This window comes from Alkalicoccus halolimnae (assembly GCF_008014775.2).
Lineage (GTDB): Bacteria > Bacillota > Bacilli > Bacillales > Salisediminibacteriaceae > Alkalicoccus > Alkalicoccus halolimnae.
The window spans coordinates 2,591,074-2,611,861 of the sequence record NZ_CP144914.1 but is presented as its reverse complement, the minus strand read 5'-3'; the positions used below and the strand labels follow the sequence as shown (position 1 = coordinate 2,611,861).

The 20,788-nt window shown below is 46.0% G+C and carries 21 protein-coding genes; 12 read left to right on the top strand and 9 right to left on the bottom strand.

Annotation, left to right across the window (positions count from 1 at the left end):
* Nucleotides 1–25: 25 nt before the first annotated feature.
* Together FTX54_RS12070 and FTX54_RS12065 are read left to right on the top strand one after the other, a co-directional pair.
* Nucleotides 26–652 (top strand): hypothetical protein, encoded by a 627-nt coding sequence (locus tag FTX54_RS12070; protein ID WP_338484741.1) that lies wholly within the window; start codon nt 26–28, stop codon nt 650–652.
* A gap of 472 nt (nt 653–1,124) precedes the next feature.
* A complete protein-coding gene (locus tag FTX54_RS12065) occupies nt 1,125–1,601 on the top strand; it encodes a quercetin 2,3-dioxygenase (protein ID WP_187254514.1) in 477 nt (158 codons plus the stop codon).
* 348 nt (nt 1,602–1,949) lie between these two features.
* Here FTX54_RS12065 and FTX54_RS12060 read toward each other — a convergent pair whose 3' ends face one another.
* The 3 genes from FTX54_RS12060 to FTX54_RS12050 all read right to left on the bottom strand — a co-directional run bounded on the left by FTX54_RS12060 (nt 1,950) and on the right by FTX54_RS12050 (nt 2,705).
* Nucleotides 1,950–2,147 carry a YvrJ family protein gene (locus FTX54_RS12060; protein ID WP_147803544.1) on the bottom strand — a complete coding sequence of 66 codons (198 nt, stop codon included), beginning with the start codon at nt 2,145–2,147 and terminating at the stop codon, nt 1,950–1,952.
* Between the two features lie 107 nt (nt 2,148–2,254).
* Nucleotides 2,255–2,473, bottom strand: coding sequence for a DUF2922 domain-containing protein (locus tag FTX54_RS12055; RefSeq protein WP_147803545.1), 219 nt, complete (start codon nt 2,471–2,473; stop codon nt 2,255–2,257).
* A gap of 19 nt (nt 2,474–2,492) precedes the next feature.
* Nucleotides 2,493–2,705: a DUF1659 domain-containing protein gene (locus tag FTX54_RS12050; protein ID WP_147803546.1), complete on the bottom strand. Its 213-nt coding sequence runs from the start codon at nt 2,703–2,705 to the stop codon at nt 2,493–2,495.
* Between the two features lie 113 nt (nt 2,706–2,818).
* Here FTX54_RS12050 and FTX54_RS12045 point away from each other — a divergent pair, with 113 nt between their 5' ends.
* The 3 genes from FTX54_RS12045 (at nt 2,819) to arsC (ending at nt 4,281) form a co-directional block, all read left to right on the top strand.
* Nucleotides 2,819–3,442, top strand: a complete 624-nt coding sequence (locus tag FTX54_RS12045; RefSeq protein WP_147803547.1) for a peptidase C15 — start codon at nt 2,819–2,821, stop codon at nt 3,440–3,442.
* Nucleotides 3,432–3,779 (top strand): ArsR/SmtB family transcription factor, encoded by a 348-nt coding sequence (locus tag FTX54_RS12040; RefSeq protein WP_422387436.1) that lies wholly within the window; start codon nt 3,432–3,434, stop codon nt 3,777–3,779. Before FTX54_RS12045 ends, FTX54_RS12040 begins: the two co-directional genes overlap by 11 nt.
* A gap of 82 nt (nt 3,780–3,861) precedes the next feature.
* The gene (gene arsC, locus FTX54_RS12035) at nt 3,862–4,281 is read left to right on the top strand and encodes an arsenate reductase (thioredoxin) (protein WP_147803548.1); all 420 of its coding nucleotides are present in this window, start codon (nt 3,862–3,864) and stop codon (nt 4,279–4,281) included.
* Between the two features lie 88 nt (nt 4,282–4,369).
* Here the strand turns inward: arsC and FTX54_RS12030 are convergent, their stop codons facing one another.
* Entirely contained in the window at nt 4,370–4,885 is a 516-nt protein-coding gene (locus FTX54_RS12030) for a hypothetical protein (protein WP_147803549.1), read from the bottom strand.
* Nucleotides 4,886–5,471: 586 nt separating this feature from the next.
* Entirely contained in the window at nt 5,472–5,762 is a 291-nt protein-coding gene (locus tag FTX54_RS12025; protein ID WP_147803550.1) for a 4a-hydroxytetrahydrobiopterin dehydratase, read from the bottom strand.
* A gap of 1,114 nt (nt 5,763–6,876) precedes the next feature.
* On the opposite strand from FTX54_RS12025, the gene FTX54_RS12020 reads away from it, so the two are divergent.
* The 4 genes from FTX54_RS12020 to FTX54_RS12005 all read left to right on the top strand — a co-directional run bounded on the left by FTX54_RS12020 (nt 6,877) and on the right by FTX54_RS12005 (nt 9,377).
* Complete coding sequence (locus FTX54_RS12020; protein ID WP_147803551.1) at nt 6,877–7,350, top strand: glycine/sarcosine/betaine reductase selenoprotein B family protein; 474 nt, start codon at nt 6,877–6,879, stop codon at nt 7,348–7,350.
* 24 nt (nt 7,351–7,374) lie between these two features.
* Entirely contained in the window at nt 7,375–7,617 is a 243-nt protein-coding gene (locus FTX54_RS12015) for a hypothetical protein (protein ID WP_147803552.1), read from the top strand.
* Between the two features lie 96 nt (nt 7,618–7,713).
* Nucleotides 7,714–8,751: an EAL domain-containing protein gene (locus tag FTX54_RS12010; protein ID WP_147803553.1), complete on the top strand. Its 1,038-nt coding sequence runs from the start codon at nt 7,714–7,716 to the stop codon at nt 8,749–8,751.
* A gap of 47 nt (nt 8,752–8,798) precedes the next feature.
* On the top strand, nt 8,799–9,377 hold the full coding sequence (locus FTX54_RS12005; RefSeq protein ID WP_246125609.1) for an NAD(P)H-dependent oxidoreductase: 579 nt from the start codon (nt 8,799–8,801) through the stop codon (nt 9,375–9,377).
* 86 nt (nt 9,378–9,463) lie between these two features.
* Here FTX54_RS12005 and FTX54_RS12000 read toward each other — a convergent pair whose 3' ends face one another.
* Nucleotides 9,464–10,636: a KamA family radical SAM protein gene (locus tag FTX54_RS12000; RefSeq protein ID WP_147803555.1), complete on the bottom strand. Its 1,173-nt coding sequence runs from the start codon at nt 10,634–10,636 to the stop codon at nt 9,464–9,466.
* 264 nt (nt 10,637–10,900) lie between these two features.
* Between FTX54_RS12000 and FTX54_RS11995 the strand changes: the two genes are divergently transcribed.
* Nucleotides 10,901–11,755 carry a MurR/RpiR family transcriptional regulator gene (locus tag FTX54_RS11995; RefSeq protein ID WP_147803556.1) on the top strand — a complete coding sequence of 285 codons (855 nt, stop codon included), beginning with the start codon at nt 10,901–10,903 and terminating at the stop codon, nt 11,753–11,755.
* Nucleotides 11,756–11,945: 190 nt separating this feature from the next.
* Here the strand turns inward: FTX54_RS11995 and FTX54_RS11990 are convergent, their stop codons facing one another.
* Nucleotides 11,946–13,214 (bottom strand): hemolysin family protein, encoded by a 1,269-nt coding sequence (locus FTX54_RS11990; RefSeq protein ID WP_147803557.1) that lies wholly within the window; start codon nt 13,212–13,214, stop codon nt 11,946–11,948.
* Nucleotides 13,215–13,368: 154 nt separating this feature from the next.
* Between FTX54_RS11990 and FTX54_RS11985 the strand changes: the two genes are divergently transcribed.
* A complete protein-coding gene (locus FTX54_RS11985) occupies nt 13,369–14,268 on the top strand; it encodes a YusW family protein (protein ID WP_187254515.1) in 900 nt (299 codons plus the stop codon).
* A 587-nt stretch (nt 14,269–14,855) separates the two neighbouring features.
* Here FTX54_RS11985 and FTX54_RS11980 read toward each other — a convergent pair.
* Nucleotides 14,856–16,820 (bottom strand): TRAP transporter permease, encoded by a 1,965-nt coding sequence (locus tag FTX54_RS11980; protein ID WP_147803559.1) that lies wholly within the window; start codon nt 16,818–16,820, stop codon nt 14,856–14,858.
* A 177-nt stretch (nt 16,821–16,997) separates the two neighbouring features.
* Nucleotides 16,998–18,116 (bottom strand): TAXI family TRAP transporter solute-binding subunit, encoded by a 1,119-nt coding sequence (locus tag FTX54_RS11975; protein ID WP_246125601.1) that lies wholly within the window; start codon nt 18,114–18,116, stop codon nt 16,998–17,000.
* 1,065 nt (nt 18,117–19,181) lie between these two features.
* On the opposite strand from FTX54_RS11975, the gene FTX54_RS11970 reads away from it, so the two are divergent.
* A complete protein-coding gene (locus FTX54_RS11970; RefSeq protein WP_222706841.1) occupies nt 19,182–20,486 on the top strand; it encodes a sugar ABC transporter substrate-binding protein in 1,305 nt (434 codons plus the stop codon).
* The last annotated feature ends 302 nt before the right edge of the window (nt 20,487–20,788 follow it).

The following is a 20,788-nucleotide window of genomic DNA, read 5'->3' as shown; positions in this document are numbered from 1 at the left end:
ACAGGGAGAAATGAGGGTGGCGCCAATGAAGAGCGTGTATACACTGTTTGCCTGTGCGGGACTGATAACTTTATCAGCCTGTTCCGACAACAGCGGAGAGCCGGAATCCGACCAGAATGAAACATCGATGGCGCAGACAAATGAAAATCTCAGTGCTCAGCTTGAAGCAGAAAGAGAGCGAACGAAAGAGCTGGAAGAGGCTGAAAAGGAATTAAGGGAAGAAAATCTGGAACTGAAAAATGATATTCTCACGTACAAACAGGAGTCATTGGACCGCCGCCAGGAATTTAACGAACAGATGGAAAGCCGCGAAGAGCTCCACAGCATGGCTCTGGAATTTTTCCGGGTGATGCATGAACGGGATTATTCCCAGCTGGATGAATTGACAGCAGATGGAATTGATATTGTCGAGGACGAGGAGCTTCTCGTTATTCACGAAGACAAAAGCAGCCGGTCATTTCACTTAATGCAGCTGGACCAGAACCATTTCACGAGCCGCCGGTCACTTGATTGGGACGAGGACAAGGCCGTCAGTGAATACTCTTTTTACAGAGCCGGTGAGGAAGAACTGACCCTTTCCGGAGTGGTCGAAGTAGCTTTTGAGCAGCGGAACTCCGATTGGTATGTTTCATCGATTCAGTATGTTAATTAGAAAATTTCTGCCGATAAAAGGCAGTTATCACACGAAAAACGGGATAAACTGTCCACGTTTTTCGTGTTTTTTATCTCACCCGTTCATACGAATTTTTATCAGGCAGTGAAAGAACAGGGGAAGAAGCGAAAATAAAATCTAGAGCGAGCTGGAAATATCAGCTTAAGAAGTCTTTACTGTATTGTTTGAAGAGGATAAAGAAGCAAACGATGATTTCTGAATATATAGAATATTTTCACAGGAGGGAGTATAATTAAAGGTGAAAGTTCAAGAACGCATACATACAAACAGCAGCCTTCATCCGCGGAACTTCAACTGAAGGGAGGCATGTCGCACGGGATTCCTTCCTGAAATACTGCCCTGGAAAAAGGAGAGCATCCCGCCGTCAAAGACCATCATGCCGGATTTCAAAAAGATGATGAAGTTCTCTCAGCAATACGGTATCGAAATTCTGAGACAGGAGGCAGGGACAATGCTGGAGAAACTGAACCATGCATTTGCACTGGCGAGCGGGGAAGGGAAGAAGTATTGGTTTTTAGGCTCTTTGATGGAAGTAAAAGTAACGGGGGAAGAAACGGGCGGTGCTTTCAGTTTACTTGAAGAGATCGATCCACCGGATTTTGTCACCCCGCTGCACATTCATCGTAATGAAGACGAGTATTTTTATGTCCTGGAAGGTGAAGCCACTTTTACCATTGGCGAAAAAACGATTTTGGGCAAGCCCGGGACCTTTGTTTCTGCTCCGCGTGATATTGCCCATATGTATAAAATTGAAAAATCCGGACCTGCCAAAATCATTACTATGCTGGTTCCGGCGGGATTGGAGCAGCTGTTTATAGACTGCAGCGTCCCGGCAAGTGATTACAAACTACCATCGGAAGACGTGGAAACTGACCTGGAAAAGCTTTTCGGGCTGGCACTCGAATATGGAATTGAAGTGCTGGAATAACAGGAGATGAGCAGACAGGGAGTGCGCGGAGAGACGCTAAATCATCCTTTTATTAAAAATTTCATGATCAGCGTCCTGCAATCAAATCATAAAACAGAAAAAGCGGCATGACGAAAATCCCGTCATGCCGCTTTTTAATTTTCAGGTATGTTAAATTATGGATGGATAAACATAAAAAAAACGTTGCTTCGGCCTGCAGTGGAGCAGACAATTGGCGGGCTTCCCCCTGTGGAAACGAAAGCGGTTATTTACAGATGTGGAAACTAATTATGAAGTTCAACATATACAGGCAAATTTTTTAGAATCTGTGCGCTGAAACTTCCGTATAGTCGATTTTATATCCAGTTGTTAATACTTTCCGCCGGATCCGGAAACGGGTTTCATACCAGAAGCGGTCGAGCCGGCCGGATAGGATTCGGGGTGAATCTGCAGCTGAATAATTGAGTCGTTGATGAGATCGAGTTTTTTCTCCATCCGGTAAAGAAGGTAAAACGTAATCGTCATCGGAAAACCAAATTCACTGAGAGCCTGCATCCATATATCCATCGGGACCTCCTTTTTACAATTTTTTCTGTGAAGAATAATTTCCCCTGCTTCTTGTACTAAAAAGGGAATGTTCCTCCGCGTACGGCAGAAACATTCCCTCGGTATAACTAATCGATGTCGATCGTTTCTACAGTGCGGTCGACGATGCGGGCTCCGCGCTTTCCGGTCAGGAAGCCGTTGGCACCGTGGAAAACTCCAGATTCTAAAATGTCATCCATCGCTTCTGATACTGCCAGGGCGTCCACCGGTTCCTTCGGATTATCTATACCGATGGTCGAGCTCGTTCCAAGTTCTGTCGTAAATAAAAGTTCCAATCGTTTACTCATATCCTTTCTCCTCCTCTACTTATTCTGTCAGTTCATAAACATTGTTGCGTTCAACGCTGTAAAGCAGGTGGCTCTGCAGGGAAGCAATCGCTGCTGCGGCTTTATAAAGATCGGCATCGGCTGCCTGCGGCTGAATGTTACGGAAAGAACGCGACTGGAACATCGTGTTTCCGTCTTCATCGTAGCCTGCATTAAACGTCAATACGAGGCGTGATTGTGTTAAGAAGTTCATTTTCTCACCCCCTTTCACTCCTTATGTACACGTAAAGGAAAAGAAGGGAGGAAGGAAACTTGAAAAAAAAAGAAAAAGAAGCGAAAATATAAGAAGAAGAGGGAGGTCGTTGTATGAAAATATTATTTACTGGCTTCGAGCCATTTGGAAAAATGGATAAAAACCCGTCCTGGGAGCTCGCGGAATGGGTGAAGCAGGAGAAATTTCCAGGTGCTGACGTTCGAGCGGAAGGTCTTCCAGTCATTTTTCAGACGTGTGCTCATAAAGCGCTGGATATAATAAAGAGCTGGAATCCGGACGTTGTGCTCCACTTCGGCGTGGCTGCAGGAAGACAGACGATCAACATCGAGCAGACAGCGGTCAACATCGAGCATGCTCCAGACACGCCTGACAATGCAGGAGACGCACCAGCTGACCGGTACATAGACAGCGGGGGACCCGATGGCATTTTTGCGACAATTCCAGTCAGAAATCTGACAGAAAACCTTCAGGAAGCTGGAATCCCTGCTGAAGTCTCCTACAGTGCAGGCACGTATATATGCAATTCGACGCTTTACCGGGTGCTGCGTTTTATTAATGACCAAGAGCTTTCTGTAAAAGCAGGCTTTATCCACGTCCCGGTTACGCCGGATATGGCTTCCGGGAGCAGTCTTCCTTCCATGGATCTGGAAGTGCAGAAGCGTGCCGTAACCCAATTAATTGCAACCCTCGTAAAGGAGGAAGAAAATCGTGATTAAAGAAAAAATGAGCTGTGAAGAGGCAGCGGTCCTTTTCAAGCTGCTCGGGGATAAAACGAGACTGATGATGGTTTCCCTGCTTTCCGTGGATGACGTCTGTGTATGTGAATTCGTCGATATTTTTCAAATGAGCCAGCCTTCCGTGAGCCAGCACCTGCGTAAGCTGCGCGATAAAGGACTGGTAAAAGAACGCAAGCAGGGGCAGTGGGTGTTTTATTCCCTGGACGAGGATTCGGTCTATTTTCCGCTCGCCAAGGCGCTGATCTCTGAACTGCCCGACCCACGCGAAAAGCTGGAGGAGCTCGAAGCGCAGGGCAGGCGCGTCGACTGCTGCTGAGTTTACAAATTCTTAACATGCCGAAGAAAGTATTGTGTGATAATATATAAGTGAATGATTATATATAGCAGGAGGATTATTTATGACAAAACCAATCATTTACTTTCTATGTACAGGTAATTCCTGCCGCAGCCAGATGGCAGAAGGCTGGGGCAAACACTATTTAAGCGGGGAATGGGACGTTTATTCCGCCGGGATTGAAGCTCACGGAGTTAACCCGAAAGCTGTTAAGGCAATGGAAGAGGCAGGGATCGATATTTCTGATCAAACGTCCGATACGATCGACCAGGACCTGCTGAAGCGGGCTGACTTCGTGGTCACTCTCTGCGGTCATGCGAATGACGTATGTCCGGCAACCCCCCCGAATAAAGAGCGTGACCATTGGGGATTTGATGATCCAGCGAAAGCAGAAGGCTCTGAAGAAGAAAAATGGGCCTTTTTCCAGCGGGTACGCGACGAAATCGGTGAACGCATTAAAACTTTTCAGCAGACAGGGAATTAATGACCATCTGCATACAGTAAAAAGCCTGAATGACCCATGCGTGGTCATCCAGGCTTTTTTTTACTTTCCGCACACTGCTCTCTGTAAGCTATTTGCCGTTTTTTTCAAAATAAACGTAGTCGGAAAGGATATCTTCGATTGTATTCTGTTCTTTATCCGCTATCGTCGTTTTGATTTTCTGCCCTTTACTGAGTTCCATAATCAGCTGCCTGCCTCTGCGTTTTTTCTTTCCCCATTGGATCGATTTAATTTTTGACCATTTGGCATGGTAGCCTGCGAAGATAACGGCCTCGCCCTGGATTTCAAAAACCCTGTCCAAAGTCAGCAGGACGTTGAGCCCCAGCAGGAACACAACAATAAACAGGAGGGTGGCAGTCATGAAGTTATTAAAAACTTCGATGAACAGGAAGATCGAAAGGAGAATCACGAAATAGCAGGAATAGAGCGAAAGCTTATACATGGTGGAATCGGTGTGGAGGCGGCGTGTATCTGTTGATTTATATACGGAGGGGCTGCCGCTCAGCCGACGGAAACGGTCCGTAAATAAATGATAAATTGAAATCACACTCATAACTACAGCTGTGAGCAAATATAACCAGTGCATAGGAATTCCCTCCATCTTCTTGAAAAACATTTCTATTTTCCATCATATCACGCGGAAAGCAGGGGGGAAACAGACGCAGAAAAAACCCGTCATGAAATTCATTCATAACGGGTGAAGGTTGTATTTTCCACTTAACATTCAGCTCTGCCAGCGTTTGTCGTGACAGGTAAACTTCGCTGCAACCCGGCTGGCGCTTTATAATTCAAGAACTAACCTGAGTTTAAATTTTTAAGGCACCCTGAAAATAAAGTTGATAAGTGATAAAGGGGTGCTTTCGTTTCCATGGGGACGCTCTCCGGGCGGGCCGTCCTCAGCTAATCCCGTCCTTCCTGCGGTCGTGCGGGATGGATCTTCGAATCGACCTTATTCGCCCCATGTCCCTCCAGCTTACGGTAAAAAAGACAGAACAGGAGCTGTCTCTAATAAAGAAGGACATTCTGAACTTCTTTCCTTCCCCCGGTATAGAGGGGAAGTTCCATTCCTATAGAAGGCCATTTTCATCCATAAGAAGTGGAGCTTTTTACATGTATCAACACCTAAACTTTAACACAGTTTTTTTTAAGACTGAACGGAGTTTGCCGGCTTTTTACGAATACTTCTGGAACGTACGGTCATAGGCGTGAGCAGACTCGAAATCCTTCTGCGTCAACCCGCCTTCATCGTTTGTGCTCAGCTTCACCGTAACCTTTTTATGATCAATAATTATATACGGGTGGTGCTGCCTGTCCTCCGCTATATCGGCCAGTGAATGAACGAATTGAATCGCTTTTGGAAAGGAGGAAAGCGTGAAATTTTTACTGATCCACTTTTCACCTTCGAGCTCCCATCCATCTGAATCTGACAAGTTTTCCTGGACTTCTTCTTTCGTTAATATCATAAGCAGGCCTCCTTGGTTAATTTATCGATAATTCAGATAATACATGTATCATAGCAGAAATAACTTGGAAAACAAAGGGGCGGAAGATATTGGGACAAAAAAAGGAGAAGAATGTAAAATACGGGTATGGGAGAAAGCTGGCTGCCGATTATATGCTCACCCTATTTCCCCGCAGGTAGTTTTCATGCTGAATCAGTTATTGAAACATCCCTTATACTTGATTGCAGACACGTGATAATTGTATAGTACAAGTTTTTAAGGAATCTCTAAAGTAATTTCGGGATATTACTGCTCCCTTACTTTGAAAAGGCTGCCTTGAAAATAAAGTCGATAAGCGTGCGCTTTCGTTTCCATGGGGACGCTTTCCGGGCGGGCCTCAGCTAATTCCTTCCTCCCTTCCGTCGGGCGGAGTGGGGCTCGTCCTCCATCGCCTCGTGTGCCCTACAGCTTACGGTAAAAAAGACAAAAAAGCATCTGCTATCTAATAAAGAAAATCCCTTCTTGAACATCAGTGATTTCACCTGTAAAAAGGGAAAGTTCCATTCTTATAGAAGGCCATTTTCATCCCTCATGGTGCAAGGCTTTTGCATGAGTGTCTCTGTTAAAGCTTCATGTTGTTATTGGAGGACCTGTGGCTTCCCTTGCGTCCGGCAGGATCTTCCCGCTTTCTTTTTCCGGAGGCGCCTTTAAAAATCGCCTTTACACTTGATTCTACCTTTGTACCTTCTTGATTCAAGCAGCGGGCTTTCTGTATTAGAAAATCAAAACGAAGCGGAAAAATGTCCGTGGAAGAAGATTGGGAGATCCCGGAGAGCGCAGTTCACCAGGAAGTACCCTCTACGGCAGAGCTGAAGCGGAGTTTTCTACCTGTTTCAACACCAGACTTTAATACAGCTTTGAGAAAAGAGGGATTCCCTTCCTGCACTAAGAAAATCCTAATTCAATAGTAACAAAAAAAGCGAATAGAGGTTATATTATAAGAGGAGAAGGGAAACAGATAATCAAGCCCGGCAGATTTTCTCCGAAGTGGGAAATGAAAACGGAGTTGTTCAAAAAAATAACTCCGGAAATAATTATATTGTACATTCTGTACCCACAGGGAGGATGACCATCGTTGATATCAAAAATAAAAGATCTTATATTTCAGAAGATAGCCAAACGATCCATAAAAAAGCATGGCAGCGAAGTGGTCGATCCGCTGCAGCAGCCGAAAAAACCGATGAACGAATGGCGCGTTGCTTTTTTAACGACGGCAGGTATACATTTGAAAGAAGAAGCGCCGTTTGACGTGGAGGCTGGAGACTGGAGCGTCCGCTACATTCCGTCGACCTCCGTTCATGACGATTTAACAGTCTCCCACACCCACTATGATACGAAAGCAGCAGAGGAGGATGTCAATACGGTTCTCCCGGTTAAAGCGCTGCAGGAGCTTGAAAAAGAGGGGACGATTGGCAGTCTTACGCCGACTTTCTTTGGAATGATGGGCTATATTCCCCGCGTGGATAAACTGATGAACGAAAGTGTACCGCTTATCATTAAACGGCTGAAGGAAGAACATGCGGACGTCGTCCTTCTTTCTCCCGGCTGATATATCTGCCATCAATCGGTCGGATTGATACAGAAAGAAATTGAAAAAGCCGGCATAGCCACCGTTTCCCTGACACACTATCCGGACTTAACTTCCCTCGTCCATGCGCCGCGGGCTCTGCACATTAAATTTCCGCTCGGCAGAACATTCGGACAGCCTGGGAGAGAAGACCTGCAGAAGAAAATCACAGAAGATATGCTGAAAGCAATTACAGAAGAAAAAGCAGAAAGTGTCCGGACGCTGTCCTACAGATGGAAGCGGGACTAATAGTCGACCTTTTTCCCGCCCATAATCAGGTTTTCTCCCCTGTGAACAAGGGTATGGATTAAAAAACACGTAAGTAAGCTGAAAGCAGGTGGATAAATGCGTTCATGTCAAATATGTCAGGGGGAAACTCCTCTGTCGGAAACCGGACAAATTGTTTTTTCAAGCGATAATTCAATGGTTATCGCGGAGCTGTACGAACAATTTCAGCACGAGAAGGCAGATAGAAACGATCGGAATACGCTGCTGTACCTCCCTTACCATTCTTGGGAAGAGCTGAAAATACTCATGATCCGCGTAGAGGATTACCTCCGGGAGAGCGACCGTTCGAAGCTCCGCGGAAAACTGATTACGAACGAAGGACAGGAAAAAATCGAGGGCAATGAATTTACTCTTGATGAATTAAGAGAACAGGTGGAGCAGCCTAAGCTTGTTAAAATCATCCAGGAAAAGCTGTTCCGCTCTTTCGTTCAGCCGATTATTGACGCAAAGTCTTCCAAGACATACGGCTATGAATTTCTGCTCAGGCCTAACAGCAAACTGTACCCGTTTAATCCGGGAGAACTGTTTGCTTTTTCCCAGCGGTCGGGTCTGCAGTCCAAACTGGACAGTCAGGCAAGAATTAACGCAATCCGTACAAGTGCGCACAAGCTGGAGCCTGGTACGAAGCGGTTCATAAACTTTCTGCCATCTTCCATCTACAATCCAAAACACTGTCTGCAGAGCACGTTTCAGGCAGCACGCGACTACGATGTGAATCCGTATGACTTAGTGTTTGAAGTGGTGGAAACAGAAAAAATAACCGATCTGGATCATTTAAAGTTTATCTTTTCTGAGTACCAGCAGGCAGGCATGAAAACAGCTCTCGATGATGTAGGCAGCGGATATGCCACATTGGAAGTGCTGCAGGAGCTGAAACCTGACTACGCCAAGATCGACCGGGAGCTCGTCAAAGATATTCATATTTATCCGGAAAAGATTGAAAAGATCAAAGCAATCCGGGCAGTAACCGGCAAAATGTCGACGATGCTTCTGGCTGAAGGAATCGAAAGCCAACTTGAGTATGAAGCTGTCAAACCGCTTGTCGATTACGCTCAAGGCTATTACTTCGGAAAACCGGCTGTTATTCCTGAATAACAGTATCTCGTAACCTGGTTTTGAGAGGAGATTTTCCATTGAATACGATGATTATTTACATGCATCCGTCTCAAGACAGCTTTAACGGCTCTGTATACGAAGCATTTACAAAAGGACTGAAAGGAACCGTCACGACTCATTCCCCCGGAATAGAAAACTTCAATCCGAACCTTACAATAGAAGAGTATAACGCTTCTGTTCAGGGAACCTACGCTTCTGATCTCGCTGAGGCACACGAAGATCTTAAGCAGGCGGATCATATTGTTTTTATGTTTCCGCTCTGGTGGGGCTCTTTCCCGGCGGCAGGAAAAGGATTTATCGACCGCGTCTTCTCGTACGGTGTTGCCTACGAGCTGGAAGGGGAGGAACCGGTTCCGCTGTTGAAAGGTAAAAAAGCTTCGCTCGTCTTTACGACCGGTGCTCCGCCGGACGTTTTCCATAAGCAGGGGCTCTACAAAAATGTCGTAAATGGGATCGATGACCATCTGCTTGCTTTCTGCGGACTAAAGCTTTACGGCGTCCTTCATTTTGGAGATGTCCAGCAGATCAGTGACGAAAAACGGGAAGTGATGCTCGACGATGCCGAACGTTTCGCCACTGCTCTTTCGGAAGAAGACGACAGCTGACCCTGCGTAGAAATAAAAATTTCAGAACTGATAAAAAAAGCGCCATGACGAAAATTATTCGTCATGGCGCTTTTATAGGAAATTTATTAGTTTGTCGTTTCGGCTGCCTGCTTTTCAGCAATTTTATCATTGGCACCGACGAAATCATCCCACTTCTTTTTTGGGGCTTCCCAATACCGCTCATTGCCGGGCAGGTCGTCGAACCAGGCAGCATCATCCGGACAGTCCAGAATCATAAACTTACCGTAGTTGTTGTCGCGGGACTGATGATATTTCAAGTAGGCTTTGCCGTCTTCAATAGCGAGAATTTCAATTTTTCCTGACGTATGACTCATGGAAAGGCGGACGCGCTTACCTAAACCGGACGTTTTTGCTTTCGCTTGTTCGACCGCATCATACGCTTCTTTAAGGGAAAGTACGAAATCGTTGTTGCCGGCTACCGGACGGTTAATGAAGAAGTAGTACGGCGTTACTCCAGCCCACGAAAGCTTATCAAGAAGTTCGGCGAGTACTTCCGGATCATCATTTATACCCCGCAGTACCGGCGTCTGATTGACGACAATCGCTCCTGCGTCATGCAGGAATTCGAAGCCCCTCTTTGCTTCTGGAGTAATTTCCCGTGGATGATTGATATGCGCCATCACATAAATACGCTGTTCCGGAGTGGAAAACTCACGGATCAGTTCGTGCAGCGACTCATCTTCGTAAATACGCATCGGGTTAAATACCGGCATTTTGGAGCCGAGACGGATGATTTTCACGTGAGGAATGTCCCGCAGCTGCTCAATAATTTTTCTCAGCTTTCTCGTTGCAAGAATCAGGGAGTCACCGCCGGTCAAAAGAACATTCGTAATCTCCGGGTGTTCACGGATATATTCAATACCCGGGGAAACGTCGGACATCGCTTCTTTGATGTCGTTGCGGAAGAGACGCTTTCTGAAGCAGTAGCGGCAGTAGGCACCGCAGACTTCGGATACGATCAGCAGTGCTGTCTGGTCGTATTTATGCTGACAGCCCGGCACCACATAGTTTGTATCTTCATCTGAGGAATCCCAGCGGCCGTATTCTTCGAGTTCCCCTTCATTAGGAATGACGAGGTTGCGGATCGGATCATTCGGATCGCCCCAGTCAATTAAACCGAGGTAATATTCATTTACCCGGAAAACAAACTTCTCCGTAATCTGCTTCAGTTTCGCTTTCTCTTCGTCTGAAAGGTGCGGCACCTTTTCAATGTTCATAATGTATTTCGGCTGTGCCATGTGATCAATCCCCTTTCCTTTAGTTCCTCTTATTTAACCACAATCGTCAAAGATGGTCAAAAATGGATAAGATTCTTAATTAAGGAAAAGGAAATGAATAATATCTTTCATTTTTGAAGCGCTTTCTCATGAAAAACTGCCTTGAAAATAAAGTATATAAGCGATGATCGTCCATCTTCGTTTCCATGGAATTGAAAAAAGGTCTCCATTTTTGTTTTCTTGCTTTTTCAAGTAAAATAGACGGCAGGAGAGAGGAGTGGTGCTATGAGCGATCAGGATGTGTTCGCAAAAATCAGCCAGGAACAGGAGTCGCTGAGCAAGTCCCATAAAAAAATTGCCAAGTACTTAATCGCCCATCGGGAGTCAGCTCCCTTTTTAACGGCCTCCCGTCTCGCACAGAACGTGAATGTCGGTGGAGCCACCGTAATTCGTTTTGCAACCGTACTCGGTTACAAAGGCTACCCCGACCTGCAGCGCCACCTTCAGGAAGCGCTGCAGCGGAAATTAACATCTGCAGAAGTGCTCAGAAGAACAACCGAAGGAACAGAACGTTCTGATGAGGTACTTACCGAAGTTCTTACCGATGATATCCAAAATCTGCAGACGACGCTGGAGCAGATACCGCCGGAGGACTTTGAAGAGATTGTGGAAACGCTCGTAAAGGCAGATCGTATTTACATCGTAGCCTATCGCAGCGCAGCAAGTATCGGGTCCTATCTGGCATTCTATCTGGACCTTGTTCTCCAGAATACAGAACTGCTGGAGGAAGCGGACGGCGTGTCGGAGCACCTGCTTGATATTACAGAAAATGATGTCGTCCTCGGCCTCGGCTTTGCCCGCTACACAAAAAGGACGGTCGAAGTCATGAAATACGTAAAATCGCGGGGAGCCAATACGATTGTCATGACGGATCATCTGCTAAGTCCACTTTATCCGTACGGCAATAAACATTTGATCACGGCAACCGAAATCAATTCTTTTATCGACTCGTTCTCTGCACCAATGAGTGTGGCGAGTGCTTTAATAACAGCATTGACGAGATCCGAACACGAAAAAATCACCAAACGGCTGGAGGAACTGGAAAGTCTGTGGGAGACGTTTGACGTGTTTTACGAATAGGATCCTTGAAAATAAAGTATAGAAGCGATAAAAGGGCGTTTTCGATTCCCTGAGAGCGCAGGGCTCGTACTTTCTCTCAGAAATCGGATATTTTCCGGAAGGAGTGGAAAGAAAACGTCAAAAATACAGAAATGTCTGTATACAAAAAGAAGCTGTACGGAGGATTTATCCGTGCAGCTTCTTTTTGACGTTATTTATTTACATGCTCTTCTTCTTTCTCCGTAATTACAGCCTCAACGTATAAAATTCTCCGATGGTCTGCTTCGACCGCTTTAAAGGTAATGCCCTCATAGTCGAGAGTTTCTCCTTCCCGGGGGATTCTCTCAAACTGTTCAGAAAGCCAGCCGCCGATAGAATGATAGGACGTCTCTGGAGAAGGAAGTCCGCAGAGCTTCATTACTTCATCCAGTGAATACTCCCCGTCGATAAGATAAACATTGTCCCCCTTCTGCTGCACGAGAGACTGCGCATCATCGTGTTCATCATAAATTTCACCAACGAGTTCTTCGAGAATATCTTCGAGCGTGATAAGCCCGGAAGTGCCGCCGTACTCATCAATCACGATGGCAATATGGGATTTTTCCCGCTGCAGTTTAGGCAGCAGTTTGTGCACTTTCATTGATTCCACAACAATAATTGGTTTGCGGAGCAGGCTCGTTATATTAACCTCCCCGTTAATATAGGCAGTAAAGAAATCGCGTTCGTGGAGAATACCTATAATATTATCAATCGATCCTTCGTAAACAGGAATCCGTGAAAATCGTTTTTCTATAAACAGTTCTTTAATAAGCTCTTTGTTATCTTCAATATCAATCACTGTCATGTCCGTTCTCGGACGCAGAACTTCCTCTACGGTAATTTCGTTAAAATCAAAGGAACGCTGAACAAGCTGTTTTTCCTGCTCCTCAATGACACCTTCTTCTTCACTGATATTCACCATCATTTTCAATTCTTCTTCTGTAACCGAATACGCTGCCGGTTTTCCGCCGATCATTTTGTGTACGGCGTTTTTCAGGTGCGCAAAAAGCCAGTTCAGCGGAAGAACGACGTACGTCATCAGCTGAATTATTCCGGCAATTTTAATAGAAAAAGATTCTGCATATTCTTTCGCAAGAGATTTCGGGAGGATTTCTCCGAAAATTAATACGAGCAGAGTAACGACGAAAGTGCTTATAAACACGCCCAGATTCGGTCCGAAGATGGATGTTGAGATCTGAGCGGAGATGGTGGCTGCGGCAATGTTCACCAGGTTGTTTCCGATAAGAATGGTTGAAAGCGTTTTATCGAAAGCAGCTATAACAGTAAGGGCTTTGTCTGCTCCTTTGATCCCATCGTCTTTCATCGCCTGCAGACGAATGCGGTTGGCGCTGGAGAGCGCTGTTTCCGAGGAAGAAAAAAAGGCGGATAGAAAAAGCAGAGCAACAAAAATAATCAGCAGGTATAAGGGAACTTCTCCCAAAACAATCACACTCCATATCGATTTTTTCTGCAGAATTCCCACAGAAAGACAGTCATACATTCTCATCAAATTCTAATCTGACATTAATGTAATACTCATCTCTACTAAGTATAGTGAAAATATAAGAAAAAACATACTCGAAAGGATGATAAAAATGAAAAAAGTTATTGCTGGAATATCAGTCGCTGCGTTACTAGCAGCATGCAGCACACAGGAGGTAGAGCCGGAAGAGACAAGCACTGCTGACGAAGCAGACGTCCAGGCCGAAGAGAACAGTCCTGGTGATGCAGAAGAAATGGAAGAAACGGAAGCAGGAAATTCAAACAGCACGGAAGAAACAGCTGACAGTACGGAAGAAAATACAGGCGGTAATAATTCAGGTGAAACGGAAACTCAGAGTGGCAGTGTGGAAAACGTGCATGAATTTGACCTGCAAGTGGAATTTCACAATGATGAAGAATGGGAATTCGAATATGAGCTTGATGACGATTCCGATATGGAAGTTGAACGCGACGGGCAGGAAAAAGTAACAGGTGCCGAGGCACGCGAAGAAATAGAAGTTCTACTCGAACAAATTAATATTACAACGGACCGTCCTCTTGCAGAAATGAGAGATGAAGTGTTGGCTGCGCTGGATATTGCAGCGGAAGATGTGGAAGACGTGAATCTGGAAATAGAGTATACGGATGGGGAAACAATTGAATTTGATCATGAATCCGGAAACGGGGAAGAAAAAGGAGCCGCAGAAGAACTGGATATGGATATTGACTTCTTCTCCGGAGAAGAATGGCAGTACGAGTACGAAAGGTCAGACCGTGAAGGAGAAATTGAAAAGGAAAATGGGGAAGAAATAGAAATAGAAGGCCAGGAAGCTGTAGAGGAAATTGAAGCCCTTCTTGGAAATATCGATATTACGATGGACCGCTCCATTGATGAGATGAAGCAGGAAGTACTCGCAGCGCTTGATGTGGAACAAGATGACGTCAGGGACTTCGATATGGATGTTGAATACGAAAACGGAGAAACTGTTAAATTTAAGCACGATGTGGAATAAGCTTAGTGCACAGTAAAAAACAAAAGGAGGGGCTGTCCCGTCGACAATGTCGATGGGACAGCCTTTTTTAAAATAGTTACTCATATATGGTTTGAATGGATTTCATTTAATTACCTGATTCGGCAAATGGCAGCCTGCGTTTCCGTGGGGCCGGTTTCCGGGCGGGCCCGTTTCAGCTAATCCCGTTCTCCGTGCAGTCGTACGGGAGGATCTTCCCGCTTTCTTTTTCCGCAGGCGTCTTGCCCTGGCACTGGCTTCTACCTTGGTATCTTCTTGATTCAACCAGCAGGCTTTCTGTAAGGGAGAATTAAAACGAAGCGGAAACCGGCGGACGCCTGTGGAAGAAGGAGAGCAGATTGAATAAGAAAGCAAAGTAGAGACTGCTCTCCACGGCAGGCTTCCGCCGGTAAGCGGAGGAGAAAATACAAGGAACAGAATACATAGACTTCTTTCTTTACTTAATCAACATTCTTAAGAAGCCCCTCACGATTGTGAGAGGCTTCTTCATTTTGCTGGAATATGTTCCGGTCCCTTTCCCGGCAGCGGCAGGGGAGACCGGAATTTTTTTACAGAGCGTTGATTCGTTTTCAGGTACTTTCGCTTCGTTTTTTGCGTGCTCTCTGCACGATGGCGATCAATACTACCAGAACGAAGCCGCTTCCTTCGATAAGCAGATTTTCCGGGTAGATCAGCATGATGCCGGCAGCGAGCAGCAGCAGCCTTTCGTACCATTTAAACGTATTGAAGAAGTAGCCCATCATCACGGCACTCACCGCTGCCATGCCGAGCATTGCGGTAAGAACGAGATAGATAACGGTTAAGACATCTGCATCCACGAGCAGCATCTGCGGATTATAGACGAAGACATACGGAATAATAAACGCTGCAATGGCGAGCTTGAAGGCGGTCACCCCGGCCCTCATCGGGTTTGCTTTGGCTATTCCGGCCCCGGCGTAAGCGGCCAGACATACCGGAGGCGTAATGTCCGCCACGATTCCGAAATAAAAGACGAAAAAGTGGGCAGCAACTTCCGGAACACCGAAGTTAATCAATGCCGGTGCTGCCATGGAAGCTGTTACGACATAGTTTGCTGTCGTAGGAAGTCCCATTCCAAGCAGGATACAGGCGATCATCGTAAAGAAGAGAAGCAGAAATAAACTGTCGCCTGCCATTGCGATAAGTCCGCCGGCAATTCGTCCGCCGAGTCCGGTAAATACAACCGTCCCGACGATAATTCCGGCTGACGCACAGGCTGCAATAACCGGAAGAGCGACTTTCGCCCCCTGCTCCAGAGCATCAAGAATATCGCGCGGCATCATCCGCGTATCTTTGCGGAAGTAGCTGACTGCAAGCGCCGCACCGATACCCGTCAGTGCTGCGTAAGTAGGCGTAAAGCCGTTGACGAGCATCGTTACGATAATGATCAGCGGCAGAAGCAGGTAGGATCCTTTAAGGAGCCCTTTCGTTGAAGGAAGCTCTTCTTTCGGCAGACCATGGATGCCGTAACGTTTCGCTTCAAAGTGGGTGCCGAGAAACACACCGGCAAAATAAAGCGAAGCAGGAATGATACCAATAATAATAATGTCACTGTAATTAACTGTCGACACATATTCCGCCATAATAAAAGCGGCGGCCCCCATAATCGGAGGCATAATCTGACCACCGGTGGAAGCAGATGCTTCAGCAGCAGCCGCAAACTCCGGCCGGAATTTCGCGCGTTTCATCATCGGAATCGTAAAGGAGCCGGAAGCAACCGTGTTGGCAACCGAGCTTCCGGTAACTGTCCCCTGCAGAGCAGAGGCTGCAACGGCGGCTTTGGCCGTCCCCCCCGTGAAGCGTCCGGTTAAACCGAATGCGAGATCGTTAAAATATTGTCCGACTCCGGTTTTCGTGAGCATGACTCCGAAAAACAGGAATAAGTATATATACGTCGATGAAATTTGTATCGGCGTACCAAAAATGGCATCAGAAGAATAGAAAAGCCGTCGGGAAAGCCCGTTCCAGTCAAATCCTCCGTGGCCGAAGTATGGAATATTCGTACCAAACATTCCGTATAGGATTGCAATGACTCCAATAGCGACGATCGGAAGGCCGACGGCACGTCTCGTTGCCTCAAGAAGCAGAACAATTCCAATAGTTGCAACAATAATGTCGAGCGTGGAAAATCCCATAATCCTTGCTGCACCGGTTATCCAGTCGTAGCGGAAAAGGATGTAGTAACAGGATGCCATCGCAAGAAACGCTAGTATAACATCATACCAGGGAACGCCTTCTTTATGTCTCCCGCCTTTTCTTAATGGATAGAGCAGAAAGATAAGTCCCATTGCTGTCCCCAGGTGTACAGCCCCCTGCATGAGGGAAACGAGAGGTCCGCCGGTCTGGGGAAAAGCTCTCCAGATATGGAAGACGGTAAGGGAGACGGCGATTAACGTAATTACCCAGGCCCACTTTCCCGGGAACTGCCGGAAAGAGGATTCTTTATCATATTTCGCAAGCACTTCTTTTTGTTCTTCTTCGGTCAAAAAACCTTCATCTTTTTCCTGATTTGTCATGTTCGTCACCTCACCTTATAAAAATCCATCAGCTGCGGATTGATCGACGAAAAGACAGGAGCAGCCTCCTGCGCTTTCGTCGATGTTCTGCCTGCACTTCATGCAGCCAGAGCCCCCGCGCAGTCTGCTTCCTGAAAAGAGGAGACCGGACGAAAAGTCCGGTCCCGCATGTTCAAATTATTCTTCCGTAATGCCTTCTTCTTCAAAGTAACGCTCAGCACCTGGGTGCATCGGCAGACCTTCAGAACCGAGAAGAGCATTTTCCAGTGTCATCTGCTCACCCTGTGGGTGGGAGATTTCATCCGCATACTCAAACATCGCTTTCGTAATCTGGTAGCCGAGCTCCTCATCAATGCTGTCCGTGGAGCCTACCATAATGGCATAAGCTGTAATAGCCGTTACGTCTTCTTCAAGGAAGTCGTAGGAATCACCAGGAATATCGAAAGCTTCATAGCCGCTGTTTTCTTCTACATAATCGACAGCTTCGTCTGTAATGGAGACGAGGCTGACGTCAGTCGTAGCAGCAAGCTCTTCAATACCGCCGGCAGGGAGACCTAAGAGACCGAAGGAAGCGTCGAGCTGACCATCCTGAATACGTCCCTGAGCGTCACCGAAAGCTTCTTCAAACACTTCGTAGTCGCCTTCTTCAAGGCCGTGGGCTTCAAGGAGCAGACGTGCTGCCGCCTGTGTACCGCTTCCCGGAGGTCCGATAGCAATCTGGGCGCCTTCAAGGTCTGCAACCGTTTCTATACCGGAATCTTCCGGTGTTACGATCTGCATGACTTCCGGATAAATGTGGCCCATAAATCCAAAGTTGTCGATTTCTACACCTTCAAAGTCGCCATCGCCTGTAAGAGAGTCGAGAGCCGGAAGGTGAACTGTCATACCCATGTCCATTTCTCCGTTAAAGATGCTGACAATGTTGTCAACGGAAGCGCCGGAAGAAACAGCACTCATGTCGAATTCTTCATACTCTTCAATATTATTGTTGATTGTCGTAGCAATTTCCTGGCCAAGAGGATAATACGTACCGCCTGTCGAACCGGTACCGAGCTGCATGTTGTTCAAGTCAGCCTCGCCACCGCCGCCATTGTTGGCCGCTTCATTTGTCTCTTCCGTTTCATTGCTTGTTTCTGCGTTCTCTTCTGCGTTCTCTTCTGTGTTCTCTTCTGTGTTGCCGGAACCATTTCCGCCGTTTTCTTCGGCAGTGTTTCCGCCCCCATCATTGCCGCCGCACGCTGTCATAAAAAGCGCACTGGAAACGAGAAGGACTGATAAAGAAGTAACCTTTTTCAATGAAATTTCCCCCTTTTAAATAGAATGGATAATTATATACCGCATTAGTGCGATATTCTATTTAATTTAATCAGAAAAGGGGGGGAATGTCAAAAGATTCCCGATAAAATCACACGTTAAGGAAACCTGTCTCAATGAGCGTGAGCCTTTTCACAGTAAGGGATAAAAGAAGACTCCGTAAAGTGTTATACAATCCTGCTTCGTAAACTGTAAAACAGTTTACTGTAAAAGAATTCGTATTTTTATACGTTTATTATAATGTTTAATCATATAGCTGCCTTTCTGCCTTACGATTATCTGCATAAATTAAGCCCAATTCATGGTGCACGACCAGGTGCAGGTAACCTTACAAAGGTTTTTGAAGACATCGAAGAACAAGAAAGGGGGTCTGATTTATTTTTTCTTCATTAGAGAATGCCTTCTCATGCTGGCTGAAAAAAATAAACTGTGACCAGCCGCTGTAAATTATTTATCATACGGCCGACAGGGGGAACTGCACGATAAAAGAGAAAATGGCGTTAAGCACGCAGGGGCGGAAAAAATGAAGGCAGGCTGCGTGCATTATTTGCGCAAAACGATATTTTCGTTGCGCATAAAGACAGTTGAACTTAAAAGGTACTTAATTTTTTCATTAAACAAAGAATTTGCTTTCTGTGCAAAAAATTTCTTTTGGAAAAGAGAAAAGAAAAATAATAACGCTGAAAAAAGAGGACTCTAAAAAATAATATCAAAGATTAGAAAAAATGATTGAAAGCTGATATAAAGGGATTTATAGAAGCTTATTGAAAAGATTTTACTTCTAGCTAAAAGGAATTGTAAAAAAATTTAACTTAAGACCTTGTAATTGAAGACCACCCATAGTATATTAATAACAGCAAAAGATGCAAACGATTTCACCAGTTAATTCCTGGAGAAATCGCATTAAATTTTTAAGTGCAAACGATTGTCTTTATTTTCGAAGGAAATACGACCTGCGGACAGCCTTTATTTTTTTGTGGTTGTTGCAAGCGGTTACGAAAGCTGTCGACAGACAGAGACTAATAATTTATACAGGGGGAATTTATAATGAAAAAAAGCAGATCACTATGGGTAACACTCGGGATGATTCCAGTATTGTCACTTGCGCTTGCCGCATGCGGAGGAAATGAAGCAGACAGCGACAACGGAGGTGACGGAAACGGGGAAGCCTCAGGGGAAACTAACATGGAAGATTTTGAAGTAGAAGCAGAAGAAGGGGCAGAACTCACTCTCTGGAGCGACGGCGACGAGCAGCTGGAGTGGGCGGAAGAAATGGCTGCCTCTTTTGAAGAGGAACACGGGATTACGGTCGAGGTAGAAGAAGTATCCCAGGAAGATGCACCGGAGCGTCTTGCAACAGATGGTCCATCCGGGCAGGCGGCTGACGTCTTTGCTTCCACTCATGACCGGATCGGCCGGGCCATTTCCGCAGGCCTCGTTCTCGAGAACTTCTGGCCGGAAGAATATGAAGAAAATTTTCTTGAAGCTTCCATTGAAGCCACTTCTTTTGACGGCATGCTTTACGGATATCCTACAGGTATTGAAACATATGCGCTCTTTTATAATGAAGAGTTAGTGGATGAGGAGCCGGGATCAATGGACGAAATGATCGATATGGCCGCTGACTTGACAGATGGTGATCAGTACGGATTTATGATGGAACCCGCTAACTTCTACTTCAATTACGCGTTTATCGGCGGCTACGGCGGCTATGTATTCGGTGATGACAACACAAACGTGGACGATATCGGCCTAAACAACGAAGGGGCGGTTGAAGGAGTGGAGCTTCTTACCACGATGCGCGACGAAGTGCTTTCAGGGTTGACTGCGGAAGACATTACAGCAGACATTAAAACAGCTCTTTTCGAAGAAGGAAGCCTTGGCTTTGATATCGACGGTCCATGGGCGGTCCGCGGCTACGAAGATGCAGGCGTTGACTTTAACGTTATGCCACTTCCAGAGCTCAGTAATGGGGAAGTACCGACGAGCTTTTCTGGTACACGCGGCTTTTACGTGAACTCCTATTCGGAATTCCCGGATGCGGCATCCCTTCTGGCACAGCATATGTCCAGCGAAGAGAGTTTGCTGGCCGCATTTGAAACTACAGGTCAGCTTCCTCCTCACGTAGATATTGCTGAAAGTGATGAAATCCAGTCGGACGAAATTGCCTCAGCCTTCCTTGAGCAGGCTCAGTCCGCTGTACCGATGCCGAACGTTCCGGAAATGCCTCTCGTCTGGGAGCCGATGGAATCCGCCGTTATTGATGTTTGGAATAACGACACAGATATCCAGGAAGCTCTCGACCAGGCGGTTTCCACTATCGAAACGGCAATCGAAGAACAGCAGCAGTAAACCCTCACCGGTCGGAAGAGGATGCCTCTCCCATGCTTTTTGAGGCATCCTCTTTCTTTTACCTATTTTTGAAAAAAACATGTGCTATGGTAACGGGTGTCCAGCTGGGAAGAAAACGCAGCGGAGGACGGAGCTCCACCGCTATGGAAACGAAAGCGGTTGTTTACGGCAGAGGAAACCATCTTTTTCCTCCAACATTTATAGTTTGAACATAGTATTTGCATATAGCAGCTAATTTTCAATAATAACGGCATTAAAGCTTATTGTTGAAAAAAATTGCCCGGAAAGGCTCGGGAATTTCC

Excerpts from the sequence above, each read along its gene's own strand:
- arsC (WP_147803548.1), top strand. The coding sequence starts at position 3,862 with ATGACAAAACCAATCATTTACTTTCTATGTACAGGTAATTCCTGCCGC.
- FTX54_RS12030 (WP_147803549.1), bottom strand. The coding sequence starts at position 4,885 with ATGCACTGGTTATATTTGCTCACAGCTGTAGTTATGAGTGTGATTTCA.
- FTX54_RS12070 (WP_338484741.1), top strand. The coding sequence starts at position 26 with ATGAAGAGCGTGTATACACTGTTTGCCTGTGCGGGACTGATAACTTTA.
- FTX54_RS12060 (WP_147803544.1), bottom strand. The coding sequence starts at position 2,147 with ATGGATATATGGATGCAGGCTCTCAGTGAATTTGGTTTTCCGATGACG.
- FTX54_RS12055 (WP_147803545.1), bottom strand. The coding sequence starts at position 2,473 with ATGAGTAAACGATTGGAACTTTTATTTACGACAGAACTTGGAACGAGC.
- FTX54_RS12010 (WP_147803553.1), top strand. The coding sequence starts at position 7,714 with ATGCGTTCATGTCAAATATGTCAGGGGGAAACTCCTCTGTCGGAAACC.
- FTX54_RS12050 (WP_147803546.1), bottom strand. The coding sequence starts at position 2,705 with ATGAACTTCTTAACACAATCACGCCTCGTATTGACGTTTAATGCAGGC.
- FTX54_RS11985 (WP_187254515.1), top strand. The coding sequence starts at position 13,369 with ATGAAAAAAGTTATTGCTGGAATATCAGTCGCTGCGTTACTAGCAGCA.
- FTX54_RS11970 (WP_222706841.1), top strand. The coding sequence starts at position 19,182 with ATGAAAAAAAGCAGATCACTATGGGTAACACTCGGGATGATTCCAGTA.
- FTX54_RS11980 (WP_147803559.1), bottom strand. The coding sequence starts at position 16,820 with ATGACAAATCAGGAAAAAGATGAAGGTTTTTTGACCGAAGAAGAACAA.
- FTX54_RS12025 (WP_147803550.1), bottom strand. The coding sequence starts at position 5,762 with ATGATATTAACGAAAGAAGAAGTCCAGGAAAACTTGTCAGATTCAGAT.
- FTX54_RS12065 (WP_187254514.1), top strand. The coding sequence starts at position 1,125 with ATGCTGGAGAAACTGAACCATGCATTTGCACTGGCGAGCGGGGAAGGG.
- FTX54_RS11995 (WP_147803556.1), top strand. The coding sequence starts at position 10,901 with ATGAGCGATCAGGATGTGTTCGCAAAAATCAGCCAGGAACAGGAGTCG.
- FTX54_RS12005 (WP_246125609.1), top strand. The coding sequence starts at position 8,799 with ATGATTATTTACATGCATCCGTCTCAAGACAGCTTTAACGGCTCTGTA.
- FTX54_RS12000 (WP_147803555.1), bottom strand. The coding sequence starts at position 10,636 with ATGGCACAGCCGAAATACATTATGAACATTGAAAAGGTGCCGCACCTT.
- FTX54_RS12045 (WP_147803547.1), top strand. The coding sequence starts at position 2,819 with ATGAAAATATTATTTACTGGCTTCGAGCCATTTGGAAAAATGGATAAA.